The sequence below is a fragment of the Halobacterium sp. CBA1126 genome (assembly GCF_009741975.1).
Lineage (GTDB): Archaea > Halobacteriota > Halobacteria > Halobacteriales > Halobacteriaceae > Halobacterium.
This window is the reverse complement of sequence record NZ_WPCF01000014.1, coordinates 1-14,415: the sequence shown is the minus strand read 5'-3', so window position 1 is coordinate 14,415 and position 14,415 is coordinate 1. Positions and strand designations below refer to the sequence as shown.

15 protein-coding genes and 1 pseudogene are annotated in these 14,415 nt (G+C 60.9%); 8 read left to right on the top strand and 8 right to left on the bottom strand.

The genetic code is table 11. The features are described from left to right. Position 1 precedes the first annotated feature (1 nt). Both GJ634_RS03280 and GJ634_RS03275 read right to left on the bottom strand, forming a co-directional pair. Positions 2–1,552: an alkaline phosphatase family protein gene (locus GJ634_RS03280; protein ID WP_157500494.1), complete on the bottom strand. Its 1,551-nt coding sequence runs from the start codon at positions 1,550–1,552 to the stop codon at positions 2–4. Between the two features lie 92 nt (positions 1,553–1,644). Beyond that, on the bottom strand, positions 1,645–2,766 hold the full coding sequence (locus GJ634_RS03275) for a glycosyltransferase family 4 protein (RefSeq protein WP_157500493.1): 1,122 nt from the start codon (positions 2,764–2,766) through the stop codon (positions 1,645–1,647). 120 nt (positions 2,767–2,886) lie between these two features. On the opposite strand from GJ634_RS03275, the gene GJ634_RS03270 reads away from it, so the two are divergent. Beyond that, positions 2,887–4,158, top strand: a complete 1,272-nt coding sequence (locus GJ634_RS03270; RefSeq protein ID WP_157500492.1) for a nucleotide sugar dehydrogenase — start codon at positions 2,887–2,889, stop codon at positions 4,156–4,158. Between the two features lie 649 nt (positions 4,159–4,807). Here GJ634_RS03270 and GJ634_RS03265 read toward each other — a convergent pair. From GJ634_RS03265 to GJ634_RS03255, 3 genes are all read right to left on the bottom strand, one after another. Further along, positions 4,808–6,256, bottom strand: coding sequence for a hypothetical protein (locus tag GJ634_RS03265; RefSeq protein ID WP_157500491.1), 1,449 nt, complete (start codon positions 6,254–6,256; stop codon positions 4,808–4,810). A gap of 101 nt (positions 6,257–6,357) precedes the next feature. Further along, positions 6,358–6,879, bottom strand: a complete 522-nt coding sequence (locus tag GJ634_RS03260) for a hypothetical protein (protein WP_157500490.1) — start codon at positions 6,877–6,879, stop codon at positions 6,358–6,360. Continuing rightward, complete coding sequence (locus GJ634_RS03255; protein ID WP_157500489.1) at positions 6,880–7,203, bottom strand: hypothetical protein; 324 nt, start codon at positions 7,201–7,203, stop codon at positions 6,880–6,882. A gap of 125 nt (positions 7,204–7,328) precedes the next feature. Between GJ634_RS03255 and GJ634_RS03250 the strand changes: the two genes are divergently transcribed. The 5 genes from GJ634_RS03250 to GJ634_RS03230 all read left to right on the top strand — a co-directional run bounded on the left by GJ634_RS03250 (position 7,329) and on the right by GJ634_RS03230 (position 11,290). After that, positions 7,329–8,261, top strand: coding sequence for an SDR family oxidoreductase (locus tag GJ634_RS03250; protein ID WP_157500488.1), 933 nt, complete (start codon positions 7,329–7,331; stop codon positions 8,259–8,261). A 145-nt stretch (positions 8,262–8,406) separates the two neighbouring features. Further along, positions 8,407–8,697 (top strand): UPF0175 family protein, encoded by a 291-nt coding sequence (locus tag GJ634_RS03245; protein WP_157500487.1) that lies wholly within the window; start codon positions 8,407–8,409, stop codon positions 8,695–8,697. Then, positions 8,697–9,206, top strand: coding sequence for a DUF3368 domain-containing protein (locus tag GJ634_RS03240; RefSeq protein ID WP_157500486.1), 510 nt, complete (start codon positions 8,697–8,699; stop codon positions 9,204–9,206). The genes GJ634_RS03245 and GJ634_RS03240 overlap by 1 nt, the downstream gene beginning before the upstream one ends. A 533-nt stretch (positions 9,207–9,739) precedes the next feature. Beyond that, positions 9,740–10,834 (top strand): DUF4330 family protein, encoded by a 1,095-nt coding sequence (locus GJ634_RS03235; RefSeq protein WP_157500485.1) that lies wholly within the window; start codon positions 9,740–9,742, stop codon positions 10,832–10,834. Next, positions 10,835–11,290, top strand: a complete 456-nt coding sequence (locus GJ634_RS03230) for a hypothetical protein (protein ID WP_157500484.1) — start codon at positions 10,835–10,837, stop codon at positions 11,288–11,290. It abuts the gene before it with no gap. A gap of 226 nt (positions 11,291–11,516) precedes the next feature. Here GJ634_RS03230 and GJ634_RS03225 read toward each other — a convergent pair whose 3' ends face one another. Together GJ634_RS03225 and GJ634_RS03220 are read right to left on the bottom strand one after the other, a co-directional pair. Then, positions 11,517–11,933: a type II toxin-antitoxin system VapC family toxin gene (locus tag GJ634_RS03225; protein ID WP_197425374.1), complete on the bottom strand. Its 417-nt coding sequence runs from the start codon at positions 11,931–11,933 to the stop codon at positions 11,517–11,519. Further along, a complete protein-coding gene (locus GJ634_RS03220; protein WP_157500483.1) occupies positions 11,930–12,199 on the bottom strand; it encodes an AbrB/MazE/SpoVT family DNA-binding domain-containing protein in 270 nt (89 codons plus the stop codon). Before GJ634_RS03220 ends, GJ634_RS03225 begins: the two co-directional genes overlap by 4 nt. Before the next feature lie 162 nt (positions 12,200–12,361). On the opposite strand from GJ634_RS03220, the gene GJ634_RS16360 reads away from it, so the two are divergent. Then, positions 12,362–12,787 carry a VanZ family protein gene (locus GJ634_RS16360; RefSeq protein WP_331713971.1) on the top strand — a complete coding sequence of 142 codons (426 nt, stop codon included), beginning with the start codon at positions 12,362–12,364 and terminating at the stop codon, positions 12,785–12,787. Here the strand turns inward: GJ634_RS16360 and GJ634_RS03210 are convergent, their stop codons facing one another. Next, positions 12,788–13,600, bottom strand: coding sequence for an undecaprenyl-diphosphate phosphatase (locus GJ634_RS03210; protein ID WP_157500482.1), 813 nt, complete (start codon positions 13,598–13,600; stop codon positions 12,788–12,790). A 282-nt stretch (positions 13,601–13,882) separates the two neighbouring features. Between GJ634_RS03210 and GJ634_RS03205 the strand changes: the two are divergent. Further along, a pseudogene (locus GJ634_RS03205) lies at positions 13,883–14,122 on the top strand (integrase core domain-containing protein); the annotation flags it as partial. Positions 14,123–14,415: the final 293 nt, after the last annotated feature.

The window sequence follows — 14,415 nt, the reverse complement described above, 5'->3', positions numbered from 1 at the left end:
GTTACTCCATGTACCCGAGATTCTCCAGCCGGTCGGTCACGTCGCGCTCGACAGTCTGTGAATCAGCGCTGCCCACATCCACGTCGACGCGCGAGACGTCGCGGTTCGCCGGCTCCGACTCCGCATCGAAGAGATCACTGCGGACCTCGCCGTCCATTCGCTCCGGGACGTCCTCGCCGTGGAGGTGGAGCAGTGTCGGCGCGATATCGAGAATGTGCATGTCCGACAGCGCCGCAGTCTCGTCGATGTCTGTCCCATACCCGATGAACATCCCCGTGTCCTTGTTCTCGCCGTGCCACTTGCTCGGCTCGCCGAACACGTCGTCGTTCCCGATCTTCCCCTCGATGTGGACGCCGGCAGCCTGGTCGAGCACGACATCCGGACCGCGGCCAGTGTGTGGACCGTTGTACACGTCCTCGCCACGCAGCACTTGGTCGAACACCGCGTTCCCGGCCTCGTCAGTGAGCCCTTCTAGGTCGGCAATCAGCTGATCGACGATTTCCTCGCGCTCCGCGGGGTCGTCGGCGAGTACGTACACGGGTCCCTGGCCGCTCGCGACCGCCTGTGAACGCTCCCAGTCGATAACGTCGCCTTTTGCGCTCTTGTCGACCGAACCCTCATCGTCGGGAAGCAGCATCTGTACGCGCTCTGGGAGCAGTCGCCGGGCCCACCACTCCACGCCGAGCTTCGCGAGCACTGGCCGGACGCGTTCCTGCGTAATCCCCGCCTTGTGGAGGTAGTCGCTGATACCCGACTCTGTCTGCAGGTAGCCGTGTTGCTCCAGCCACGTGTTGATGCGGAAGGTCGTCTCGATCTCGTTGGAGCCGTGGTCGGACATCACGACGAAGTGATCGAGCTCGTCCATCTCCAGCAGCCGGCCGACGCGCTCGTCGATTTTCTCCCATGCCTGCTTCACGACGTCCATGTCCCAGTAGAAGTGCTGGAGCACGTTCAGGTAGAACACGGTCACGTGGACGAGCTCGTACTCGCCACTCTCGAGTTCGTCTTCGAGGACGTCGAACCGCGAGTCGATTAGGTCGTAGATTTCGGGGACGCAGTCGTTGTCCGGGTTGTCGCCGGACAGCAGCGACATCTTCTCCGGGTGGACGGCGTAGTCGTACTTCCTCTCCAGGTCTTCCTCCAGCGATTCGGGGTACGTGTAGCCGGTCTGTTCGGCGCCAGGGCCACCGGCGACGTGAATCCCGTCGACCTCCGAGGGCGGGTACGACGTGGGGAGGTTCACGACCGCGGCGTCGCCGTCGAGGAAGCGCCAGTAGTGCGTGCCGTCGAAGTCGCCAGCTGCACTCCGGTTCTCTATCTTCCGTTCGTCCTCGTCGACGGCTTCCCACCAGAACACGCCGAGCTTCCCTGGGTTCGTTCCGGTCGCGTAGCACTGCCAGTTCGGACACGTCACCGGCGGTAGGCAGCTCTGCATGTCCGTCGACGTGCCGTCTGTGGTCAGCGTAGCGAAGTTGGGGAGTGACCCGTCGTCGATCCACGGCTGGATCAACTCGAAACAGCCCCCGTCCAGCCCGAGCACGACCGTCGTCATTTCCTCGTACTCGGCAGCCGACGACTAAATGGTCTGCGTTCCCCTCACGAAGTCCGCCCGTCGTGGCTCTCCTCTCGTCGGTTCCGCACCTGCTATTCTGCCAGCAACTCCTCGTACAGCCTGTCTAGCTCCTCGACCATCGTCGCGACGGAGAACCGGTTAGCACGCTCTAGTCCACGCGCACCCATCTGTTCACGCAACTCCTCGTCCGCCAGCAGTCGCTCTAGCCGGTCGGCCAGCGCGTCCGAATCCCCGGTCGGAATTAGGTAGCCGTTTTCGCCGTCTTCGACTTGTTCGGGAATCCCTGCGATGTCAGTCGCCACGACGGGCAACCCACTCGCCATCGCTTCCGTGATTACTCGCGGCGTCCCTTCGCGGAACGACGGCAAGACGAGCACGTCACTCGCCGCAAGCACACGCGGGACATCGTCTCGGAAGCCGGTCAGGAACACGTCCTCGGCCAACCCACGGTCCTCGACCGCCGCGACCAGCGAGTCGTACAGCGAACCGTCGCCGACGATACAGACGGATCCCTGGAAGTCACCCAACGACTCCACGGCGTCCAGCAGAACGCCGTGACCTTTCCCGTCCGTGAGCCGCCCAACCATAACGACGCGCGGCTGCTCCCCGGGTAAATCGTCGGCGGGCTCGGCGTCCGCGAACGCGTCCAGATCCACGCCGCTGTACACGGTCGTGTACTGTTCCCGCTGCCCGATGCCCCGCTCCAGGTAGTCGTCGGCGATGACGTCCGCGTTCGTGACGATGCGGTCCGTGTACGTTGCGGCTTGCCGCTCGCATGCGAGCACAAACCGATTCAACAAGCCACTACGATCATCGGCGAACGGCACGCCGTGTACAGTATGTACGATGTTCGGCACACCAGCCAGTGCCGCCGCGAAGCGCCCGATGATGCCGGCTTCCGTGCTGTGCGTGTGTACGATGTCGAAGTTCTCGCGTTGAAGGTACCACGCCAACGACAGCACCGCTGGGACCGTCGTCACGGGATTGTAGTGGCGGATCAGCGGGAAGCGCTTCGTCTCGACACCAGCGTGCTCCAGTTGGTCGACTTGCTCTTGGTCGTACTCCGCGCCGTACCCGACCGTGAACTCGTAGTCGTCGAGTCCCTGTACGGTCGCGATGGTCTTCGCTTCCGCGCCACCCTTCAGCAGGCGCGTAATCAGATGGAAGACTCGCGGCCGCTCGCTGCCGGTCATCGACTAGTCACACCTCCAGCGATGTCCCTCGGTGTCTTAAGCCTCATTCTCTAAACCGACACCGGCCACCGTTTCGAGTAACGACACCCTAAAACGCTTGTAGCGTATCTGACAGCGTATATGGAAGGCGAGCAGACGCGCGTCGGCGTCGTCGGACTTGGATACGTCGGCCTACCGCTGGCGCTCGCGATGCACGACGCAGGCTATGATGTGGTCGGCGTTGACGTCGACGCCGGCAAGGTCGAACGACTCCGCAAGGGGGAATCCACGGTTAACGATGTCACTAACGAGGAGGTCGTCGAGGCCACACGCAACGGCCTCACGTTCACGACCGACTACGACCAGCTCGCGGACGCTGACGGTGTCTCCATCTGCGTGCCCACGCCGCTCCGGAAAACCGACACGCCGGACCTCTCCTACGTCCTCGACGCTGCCGAACGACTTGCACCAGTCGTCGACGACTGCACGGTCGTCCTCGAAAGCACCGTCTACCCGGGCGCAACCAAGGAGGCCGTCGCCGACGTCCTCGTGGAGAACGGGACGGTTGTCGGTGAAGATATCTACCTCGCGTTCTCGCCCGAGCGCATCGACCCCGGCAACGAGGAGTACGGCCCGACGGACATCCCGAAAGTCCTCGGCGGCGTCACCCCGGAGTGTGGCGACCGCGCGGAAGCGCTCTACGCGCCCGTCTTCGACGAGGTCGTCCGCGTCGACTCCTCGACGGAAGCCGAACTCGTCAAACTCCTCGAGAACACGTTCCGCGCGGTGAACATCGGCCTCATCAACGAACTCGCACAAATCGCCCACGAACTCGACGTCGACATCTGGAACGCCATCGAAGCCGCCGAGACGAAGCCGTTCGGCTTCATGCCGTTCTACCCCGGCCCCGGCCTGGGCGGCCACTGCATCCCCATCGACCCGTTCTACCTCTCCTGGAAAGCCGACCAGCACGGCATCGACACGCGCTTTATCGACCTCGCGGACACGGTCAACCGCGAGATGCCCCAGCACGTCGTCCAGCGCGTCGTCGAACAACTCAACGACCGCGGCACTGCGCTGTCGAACGCGAATGTCCTCGTCGTTGGCGCCGCCTACAAGCCCGACGTCTCGGACATCCGCGAATCCCCGGCAATCGACATCATTACCGAACTCGACGACTGGAACGCAACCGTCGACTACCACGACCCCCACGTTCCCGAACTCGACGTCGGTGCAGCGACCCACGAGTCGGTCCCACTGACAGACACGCGGCTCAACGATGCGGATTGCGTCCTCATCGTTACGGATCACTCGATGCTGGATGTCGACCGCCTCGTCGACGAGTCGACGCTCCTGTTCGACGCGCGGAACGCGACTAACCACCGGGACGACGACCACGTCGTCCGGCTTTGAACAACCGCTTTGACGAGATCTTCATTCGTCGCCGAGTTGACGGAAATCGTCGTGATACCGGTTGATGACGTGGTTTCGGAGTCAACAGCGTTACCGCCTGTAGTGGCGGCGGCTCGACCCGTGTTCACGTCGGGGGGCGTTGACCGTAATCGTTCCCGTGCTACTTGCTGAGTATTCGAGGGCGACCGCGTTGTCGTCGAGCGTGATGTCGCCGCGGTATGAGACAGCTGTGACGCCGCCATGGACGGCCAGCTCGGGTTTATCGTTCGGCCGAATACTGAGCGTTGCATTCGTCGCGTCGATGTTAGTGGCGTTTGTTCACATCCCGTTGAATTGTGTGACGCGAAGACTTGTGTCGCCTTTCAAATGGGATTCACCACACGGTTCGAGGATGATTGTGTTCGATTCGTGCTAGGGATTCTCGTTGGTGGAGTCGACGGACTCACCAAGGACAACCCCCGGACCATTTGATTTATCGAATTCGACGTTCTAGCCAGCGCTCTTGCCGTCCTAAAGCACCACCGATCCGATAACGGGGCGGCAACGCTCAGGAATACGCCGAACGCGACGAGCGCAATCTGAGTCCGTCGTTTCATTACTTTATTTCACTTAGTTTGGTTTGAATTGGCCGGGAAACGAATCTTAGGCCTTAGGGCTGCCACGACGCGGAACTTACAGTTTGCACGGCCCAGCCGTACTCGGTGGAGGTCCCGACCCCGTTGTTGAACGTGAGTTTTGTCACGTTATGCAACGGCGGGACCGATAGGACCGCGAAACCGTCGCCGTTTTCGTCACTGCCGTATGCATTAGACGTGTCTACCGCTACCGTTTCCTCCGCCCCGTCCGCGAAAGTCGCCGTGAGCCTCCGGGGGGCGTTCCCCAACACCTGCCCGTTGATAACGTCCACGGGATTGGAGAGGTCAAAAATCGTCTCGTCGGACCCACCGCCGACGGTAACGTTGTTCCCGACGAACTCCTCGAAGTCGCTCGACGAGACAGTTCCAGAGCGGATAAACGATGCCCGACTGTTGTTGCCGGACCACAGCTTGTCATCGTTCCAGATACGCGCCCCGTTGATGGTTCCGAACCGCCACTCAGTCGGCGTTGTAGCGTCATCATAGACCGCTAATGTGCTGCCGGAACGTGCGACGTAGGATTTGTTCGGCGTGCCCGAACAATTTTGGGCGAGGATTTGGGCGTTCCGCTTCGCCGTTGTGCCTTCGTCGCAGTTGCTAAAGTCGCAGCCGCGAACTTCAGCGATTGCCCCGTAGGCACGAATGCCGTTATCCACGTTGGACCCAAACCTGAGATTCGAAGCCTGATACTCGCCGCCGCCGTAGAACTCGACCGCGTGTTTCGCCTCGTAGTACGGCGAAATACCATTTACGGTGAAGTCCTTGAGATGGGGGCTTGCAACACCGGTGCATCCTGCGGCAGTGATGGACGAAACCGTGACAGCCGTATTGTCGTCCGGGTCACCTTCGATTCGGAAATTCGTGGCCGGACCTTCGACCGGATTAGCCCCTGCGCCGGTGGTAAATGCTTGCCCCGAAGAAATAATCCCGTTGATGATAACGTCTTCATCGTAGGTAGTCGGCGTCGACGCGGCCGTTGAAATGTCGATGTAGTGTTGGTGGCGGAGGAAAACCGGCGCTCTGTTGACCGCCTCTTGAATGGTTGCGACCGGGTCCGTTTCCGTCCCGTCTCCGTCGTTAGACCCGTTATCAGGGTCTACATACACGGTCGTGTCTCCGTTTGAGATGAGCGGTCTATCTACAGGAGAAGAACCGATGAATGCCTCATCTGTACTTACCGACCCAGCGTCCAGTTGGCCGGAGACAGTGAGATCGGCCGTGGACTGCTGTGCTTGCGCGGTCCCGCTCACTGCTTGCAGCACTGCACGCGGTGCGGTGTACCCGATGGCGACTAGTCCGATTGCCTTGAGGGCTGTTCGACGCTTGATACTGAACCGGTCCATCAATTCGGTGAGCGACCATGACTCACCATCGCCATCTTCTACAGTGAACTCTTCCTGTTGCTCTTCAAGTTTTTCGACGCGTTCTTCCAGTTTTTCAATGTCAGTTTTCTCGCTAGTCATGTTTCCTTAATAGCTGTTTCTTGTCTTGATGGTAATGGTTCGCGGCTCGGGCCAGTGAGGCCGTCATACCCGCGCGCTGAGTCTCCACGACGTCCTCCTTACTACGAAGACTCGTTGGCGTCTGTGAGAACCGTCTCGGCGCGTTCGACGTAGCGGTTGTTCGTCCAGCTACGAGCGTCACGCATCGCGGCCAGTAGTGACCGCGCTGTCTTTGGCGTGACCTCATCGCTCCGAGTGAGCGCGAGCAATAAAGTCGGCGTGGTCACGAGCCGGGTGTCGACGAGCGGCGCGTGCACGAGCGCGAGCTGATTGAACTCGTCACAGAGCAGCTGTGCAGCGCCACAGTCGTTGGCGAGCGTGACGGCCGCGTTCTCACCGTCGTCGAGTGGGAACGATTCGTCGAGGGTGATGTCGCGCACGTCGAGTGCTGGTTGCCGATCGAGCACGCGCAGTGCTCCCTGACCCGACGTGTCGTCGTACGTCGCAGTCTCTGTGAGTTCGTCGACTACGAGTTTTGGGACGAGCACGGTGTGTTGGTCGAGGAGGTAGTCAAGTGGGTTCCACTCGTGGTCGGCGACCGTCCCCAAACTCACGAGCGCGGACGTGTCTGCGACGACCTGCATCTACGAGTCCGCGAACTCGTTGGCGGTCGCGTCGACGAACTCCTCGTCGAGTTGTTCCTTGAGCACGCGGAAGTTCGCCGCCTCCTCGTGGCCAACGACAGCCTTGAGCTCGTCGAAGGCGATGTCGTCGTCGTAGTACGCGTCTGCGAGCTCCTGCTTGAGGTCGTCGTCGTGGCTGGCATCTCGTAGGTACTCTCGGAGTGCCGAGAGAATGACCGATGTGCGGTCCGTTTCGAGTACTGTCGCCAGCGTATCTGCCTGTTGGACGACACTCTCAGGCGCCCGGAACTGGACCCGCTGTTTCTCTCCCGTCTCCGAACTCATGTGTGTACGTTGTGAGCCACACGGTCAAAGAACTATCGCCCGGTCGGGAATGCTCCAGTGCGTGACCCAGCAGTCACCTGTTCGAAGTCGACACACTAACCCCGCACCGTGGAAAACCAGCATGCATGCCCACCGCACTCGTTACCGGCGTCGCGGGGTTCATCGGATCGAACCTCGCTGACGCGCTGCTCGACCGCGGCTACGATGTCCGCGGCGTCGACAATTTCGAAACCGGCCGCGAACAGAACCTCGAATCTCTACATGCGGACGACGACTTCACCTTCCACGAGGCAGACATCCGTGACGCCGAAACTATCGACAATATCACTGAGGGTGTCGACTACGTCTTCCATCAGGCAGCCGTTCCCTCGGTCCCGCGGAGCGTCGAGGACCCCGTCACCAGTACAGACGCTAACTGTACGGGAACGGCTACCGTGCTGAACGCCGCCCGCGAGGCCGATGTCGACACCGCGGTCGTCGCCTCCTCCTCGTCGATATATGGCTCGACAGAGCAGCTCCCGAAAGTCGAGTCGATGACCGAACAGCCTGAATCCCCGTACGCGCTCTCGAAATACTACACGGAGAAGCTCGCCCTCCAGTTTAGCGAGCTCTACGACATCGACACCGCCGCACTCCGGTACTTCAACATCTATGGGCCACGCCAGGACCCCAACGGCGACTACGCCGCGGTTATCCCGAAGTTCATCTCGCTGATGCTCGACGGTGAACGCCCCGTCATCTACGGTGATGGCGAGCAGTCCCGTGACTTCACGTTCATCGACAACGCCGTCCAAGCGAACATCCTCGCCGCAGAAAGCGACGTGACTGGCGAGGCGTTCAATATTGGCTGTGGTGGCCGCGTCACGATCAACGAGCTCGTCGACACGCTCAACGACGTCCTCGACACTGACATCGATCCCGTCTACGACGACCCGCGTCCCGGCGACGTTCGTCACTCCCACGCCGACATCTCGAAAGCCGAAAAACTCCTCGGCTACGACCCGGACGTTAGCTTTGCGGAGGGGCTTGAGGCGACGATTCCGTACTATCGAGGCTAACTCCCTCAAGCCACGTCACGTCGGAATTCAGGCTGCGGAAAGAATCCGTCGGCTGATACTGGTCTGTGGCCACGACAGCGCCCTGATGTCCGTCGGTGGATTTGGCACCGGAGCGTTTGTATACGATGAATACGTAGTATACGCTATGGGTACGATCTCCGCTCGCGTCCCCGACGACTTGGAGGCGGAGCTCGAAGCATTCATCGACGCCGAGCGCCTCGACCGAAGCACGGCTATTCGAAAACTCCTCTCAGAGAGTCTCGACGAATGGCGGACCACCCAAGCCCTTGAGGCCCTCGAACAGGGCGAGATAACGTTTACCCGAGCGGTTGAGCTCGCGGGTGTCGACGTGTGGGAGTTCGCACGACTTGCACGCGACCGGGATATTACATGGGTCGATGGCGACCATCTTACGTCCGATCTCGACGACCTCTGATGTTCGTCTTCGACGCCACACCACTCATCTATCTCGGAACGGCCGATCAATTGCAGGTACTCAGCCACCTTGATTGCCGCCGCCTCATCCCAGAACGCGTCTACGACGAGGTCGTTACCGCTGGTGTTGACGCCGGATATCCTGACGCCCGCCGCGTCGAACAACGCGTCGATGCCGGCGAATTCGACGTCGTCTCGGCACCAGAAGACACGCTATTCAACCGTCTCAGCGACAATCCAAACGTCAGCAACGCCGACGTTGCTGTCCTTACACTTGCGGCCGACCGGAATGCCACCGCTGTGATGGATGACGCCTACGGCCGTGATATTGCCGACGTTGAAGGTATTAACACTAGAGGAACAGCCTACCTCCTCCTCTCGCTCGTCCGCGACGACAGTCTCTCGGCCGCGGACGCACGTGCGACCCTCGACGAAATGCTCGAAGCTGGCTGGTACTGTCAGCCAGACCTCTACGCCCGCCTCCTCACGAAACTCGACGAACTCGCGTGAACGGCAGGGCTTCCTCGCTACCGCAAGATGGTCCGGGGCCGTTTGCCACTTTTACGCTGCTGTTCCGAAACCCAAGGAACTTCTGAGGACTGTCCGGCCGTTCGTTTTGTGGATGAGCGTGCGAAGACAATTCCGTCCGACCACGAGTATTAACCAACACAGCTTGCGATTCCGCCGTTTCTGTTGGTTAACACGTGAATCGACGCGCCGAGTTCGAACACGCACCGTACAGTTCATCCCGAAGGCGCTCGGCACGACTTTGGTGATTGCTGTCGTGCTGGGCGTATCAGAATCCGTTCGCTACGATGTCGAAGGCGGTTTCCCCGTTATTGACGTACTGGTCAAACAGTACCCGCGTTTGTCGTGGCAACTGTAGATCTCTAGGGACGAGCCGATTTGGTGTCGCTCCACCGTGAAGTGAGGAACCTGTTCCAGCAGCCATCTCGACGCATCATCGTCGCCGACGAACGCGGCGTTCCGGAATCGTTTAGTTGTCCTGTCGACCACTCACGATAACATGACTGGTGGTTTTTATGCAGTTGCTTGACGACGAGGGTAATCTCTTCGGCATCGTCAACGTCGTCGACGCGCTCGTCGTCCTCTTCGTTCTCGCGGTCGTCGCCGCGGGCGCCGCGTTCGTCCTCCAACCCGACCCCGAACCCGCACCGGAACCGGACCGCGTCACCATGGATGCGACCCTGGATCTCGGCACGCAGCCGAGCTACCTCATCGAGGAGATCGACGCCGGCGACACCTATTCGCCGTCCGGGGATGCGGAACTCGAAATCACTGACGTCCATCTCGCCCCACAGGACGACAGCACGCGCGTCATCCTCGGCGTGACGCTCAGCGGCCCCGCCTCAGAAGAAGACACCATCACGTACGCGGGCGCGCCGCCACGTGTCGGCCGCAGTCTCGACATCCAGACATCGACGTACCAAGTCTCGGGGACGCTGCGCGATCTCGGCTCCGGCCCCCAGACAACCACCACGGATGTCGTCATCGAGGACACCGTTAGCACCGACACAGCCACCACCATCGAACCGGGCGACACGTACACGCTCGGCGACACGGAAATCGCAACCGTCGAATCCGTGCACGCCTACGGCACGAACAACACGGACCGCAAACGCGTACTCGTCGGTCTCTCCCTCGCCACGCTCCAGGACGACGGCGACGTGCGCTTCGGCGGCACCACCATCCAAGCGGGCACGACCATCCCCGTCCGGACGAGCGAGTACTCGCTCGCTGGCTCCATCCAGCGTGTTGGCGCCACCGACCCACAGGGGGAGATGGCAACGCGTACGATGACCCTCCAGCTGGAGGACGTCCCGCCAACCAAAGCAGACAGCATCCACACGGGGCTGACCGAAACCGTCCGCGGCACCACCATCGCCGACATCACCGATGTGGACCGCGAAGCTGCGACGGTCATCCTCACGAGCCGCGACGGCAACATCTACGAGCGCAACCACCCCGTGAATCAGGACCTCACACTCACCGCCGAACTCACCGTCCGCGAAACCGCCACCGGTGTAACGTTCAAAGGCCACCCCATCCAGCAGGGGAGTCCCGTCACGCTCGACCTCGGCACGACAACCATCCGCGCGACTGTCACCGTAACGTAGATGCCAACGAACTCCAGTCCAGACGCTACCGACGCACGCTCCACCATCGAACGCGTCCTTGATGGGTCTCGCATCGTCGACGCCGCCCAGCGCGTGTTGACGACCGCCACACGCTGGTTGGGTTCGACGACCGACCGACTCACACGCGTCGTCCAGGGGTCGTTCCTCTACCGGTGGCTCACCGCCGAGCCCGACCCCGAAGTCATCGTCATCGACCTCCGGGAGACGTACACAGTCGGCCCGTTCATCGCCATCCTCGACCGCATCGTGGAGACACTCGTCCCCTATTATCGGCAGTCCCTCCTCAAGCGCGGCGTCGACGTGCTCGCTGTACTCGCCGCCCAGGCCGCGGACACGCGGTCCGGTCGCCTGCTCGTGGCGCTCTTCGAGCCACCGGAACCACCAGAATACTCCGACGAACGGGGCGACGACGCCGACCAGTCTCAGAAAGACTGACATCCCCGCGTACACGGCGCGATCTACGTCTCGAGGAATGATGCAGGGAGGGGCCGAAAGCCACGGCTTCAGCTGTCGGGGTGGCCAACGGTTCTGGGCAATTTAGTACAGACGGCGTCGAAGTTCGTCGCGCCCGCGCTCTCGGCGATATCTCGGAGTGTCCCGATGCTCACGGAGTCGAGTAGGAGACCGTAACTGATGGAGCCGTGTCGTGCTCCCACTAGAGCTACAAGATCTTGGTTTCGATTTCGTCGACCCCATCGAAGTCGGGATCGCCTGAATAGAGCGCGTCACACTCATCGTGGACGATGGCAGTTGCGAGATGGATGGCGTCCGCGTACGAGAGCTCGCGTTTACCTGGGTCATAATACTTGAAGCGGAGTTCGGCGGCGTATTCGGCGATTTCCTCGATGAGCGGCAGACAGTTGATGTGCTCGTACTCGCGGATTGCACGGACTGCCTCCTCGGCGGTTGCCTCATCATCGACGCGCCGAATACGATAGGACACCTCTGCGATGATTGTTGGTGAGATGAGTCCGCCGACGGCTTCGCTGTTTGCGTGCTGGATGACGCGCTCAGCCTCGGCTTCCTGGTCCCCGCTAAAGAGGTACTCGAGCCACACCCACGAGTCGAGAAAAATCACGCTGCATCCTCATCGTAGTGCGAATCCCACTCGGTTTTGGACTCGCGGCGCAGCTGCTCGACAGCAACGTCGTGTTTCGAGAGCGATTCTTTCACCGCACGAAGCCGCTCCATCGCGGGCGTTTTCGGCCGTACTTTCACGCTCCCGTCATCCTCGAGGATGAACTCAACCTCCGTTCCTTCGTCGATCCCGAGCTTCTCGCGGATCTGCTTCGGGATCGTGACTTGTCCCTTACTCGTGACAGTCGCATCTACTGAAACAGCCATTCTCTTACCTATTCTATTCCCTCATTACACTTGAATTCCCCTCCTTACTAGTAGGTTGTATCAACCGGTGGAGCAGGCCGAGTGCCTCGGGGCTTGACCACGAGGCGGTCTCCTGGAGCAGCAGACCACCACTGTTTTCTTCCCAGTTACGAATCTCCGGTCGTGCGCAGCATTCCGTTCCCCCTCGTCCCGCGCTGGCTCCGTTACGCCGGCGTGCTCGGCGTCGCTGGCTTCCTCCTCTACTATTCAGTGCTCTCACCCGCGCCAATCCAGCCGTCGAGCCCGGACCCGCTCTGGGACAAGAAACTCCACGTCCTCGGGTATCTCGGGTTGGGTCTCGCACTGGCGTATGCTACTGTCCACCTCCGCGACCACATCTGGACGCGCATCGCCGCCGTCCTCGCGCTCGCCGTTGGCTACGGCCTCCTCATCGAAGGCCTCCAAGGCACCCAGCCCGGCCGCTACGCCTCGCTCGGCGACGCGCTCGCGAACGTCATCGGCGCCCTGCTCGCCAGCGTGTGGTTCTTCGTCGAGCGCCGGCTGCGGTACGTGCGTCCGCTCGACAACGAATCCGTCAAACCCGAGTAATCACAACACCAGGACGCCACCCACAATAGCGACGCCGCCGAGCCCGACACAGACGCCCCAGAAGGGGACGCGTTCGACGACGCGCATCAACGCGTCAATCGTGAGGTAACCGACGATGGCAGCGCTCGCAATCGCAGCAGCCCCACTAACTAGTGTCACACCACCTAACCCGGTGTCAAGGGCGGCGAGCAGCCCACCGCCGACGGCCGCGGGAATCGACAACAGGAACGAGAGCCGGAACGACGTCGGTCCCTCGTGGCCGCGCAGCAACAACACGCCGGTCGTCGACCCCGAGCGCGAAATCCCGGGGAGAATCGCGACGCCTTGCGCCACACCCACGAGGACTGCATCCAAGAGCCCCGGCTGTTTCGTCGGCGTCCGATCAACAGCTGTGGACAGCCGCTGGAACGCACCGGTCGCCACAAGTAACACGCCAATCACGACGACGATCATTCCCCCGGTCAGCGCGGAGACGACCTCTTCGAGCACCGCGTACGACGCAAGCCCGACTACGCCCGAGATGAGCGTCGCCACACCAAGGAACGTCGTTGAGGCGTGCGTCGCGGTGGTAGCATGCCGTGGTCGCCACGTTCGTAGCAACGCAAGCTCTTCACGGATTTCGCTGCGGTAGTAGGCGGTCGCGGAAAGGGCTGTGCCGAGATGCAGGAATAACGCAAACGCAACGGCCTGCTCGGGGCTCTCCCCGAGCCACGAGAGCGCCACCGTAATATTTCCCTCGCTAGAGATTGGGAGCCACTCGAAGATGCCCTGGAGGACACCGACGACGACGGCCACCACCAGTGACCGAGCCATACCGGACGTGGCTGCTACGCTTGCAAGTGTATTCCGATGACCGTTCAGTTGGTAGGCACGACCCCGTCCCGCTCGGGTTATCAGCGCCTTTCCAGCGAGAGATTGGCGCAGTCCACTTATACGATTAAAATATCTCCTGACCGCCACCGATTCAGTCGTCCCCAACAATATCCCGTCCACACTCCACGCAAACGAAAGTAACATCACTCCTCTCAACATCCAGCGCGTCTCACTGAATACAGCACTCTGCGTGCCCTCAGATAGCGAGCCACTACCGAAACCGGCTACCGGACTGCCCTCTCCCGCTTAGGACTCAACGGTCGGGTAGACTATACAGACCGAAACCTCATCGAAAAGTGGTTTCACACGCTCAAAATGCGCATCGACCGTTTCCACAACTTGTGGGTCGGCAGTCGGGCAAGCGCACGCGAATGGTTTGAACAGTTCGTGCACTACTACAACCAACAGCGACCGCATCAATCACTCAACGGACGAACGCCAGCTGAAGCCGTGCTTAACTAGACAGTGCCTCTTTTATGAGAATGCCAAGTGAGAGTAATATTTTCCCAGATGCATAAATGAGTTGTGGTCTGGAGACTCAAAGGCGGCCACAGAGTATTTACCGTCTGACACTCATATATTTGAGCACCCCTACCCGAAATGGCGGCTGTGAAAACCCCCTGATTCACCGTTTCGGACGGAATCAGGTTGGAGCAGGCGTCTGGGCTGGACTGACCCTGACTCAGTCACCCGATGACAATTCAAACATGACAGACACGACAAATAAGCTTCGCGCGGTCTTCCTGACGGCGCTG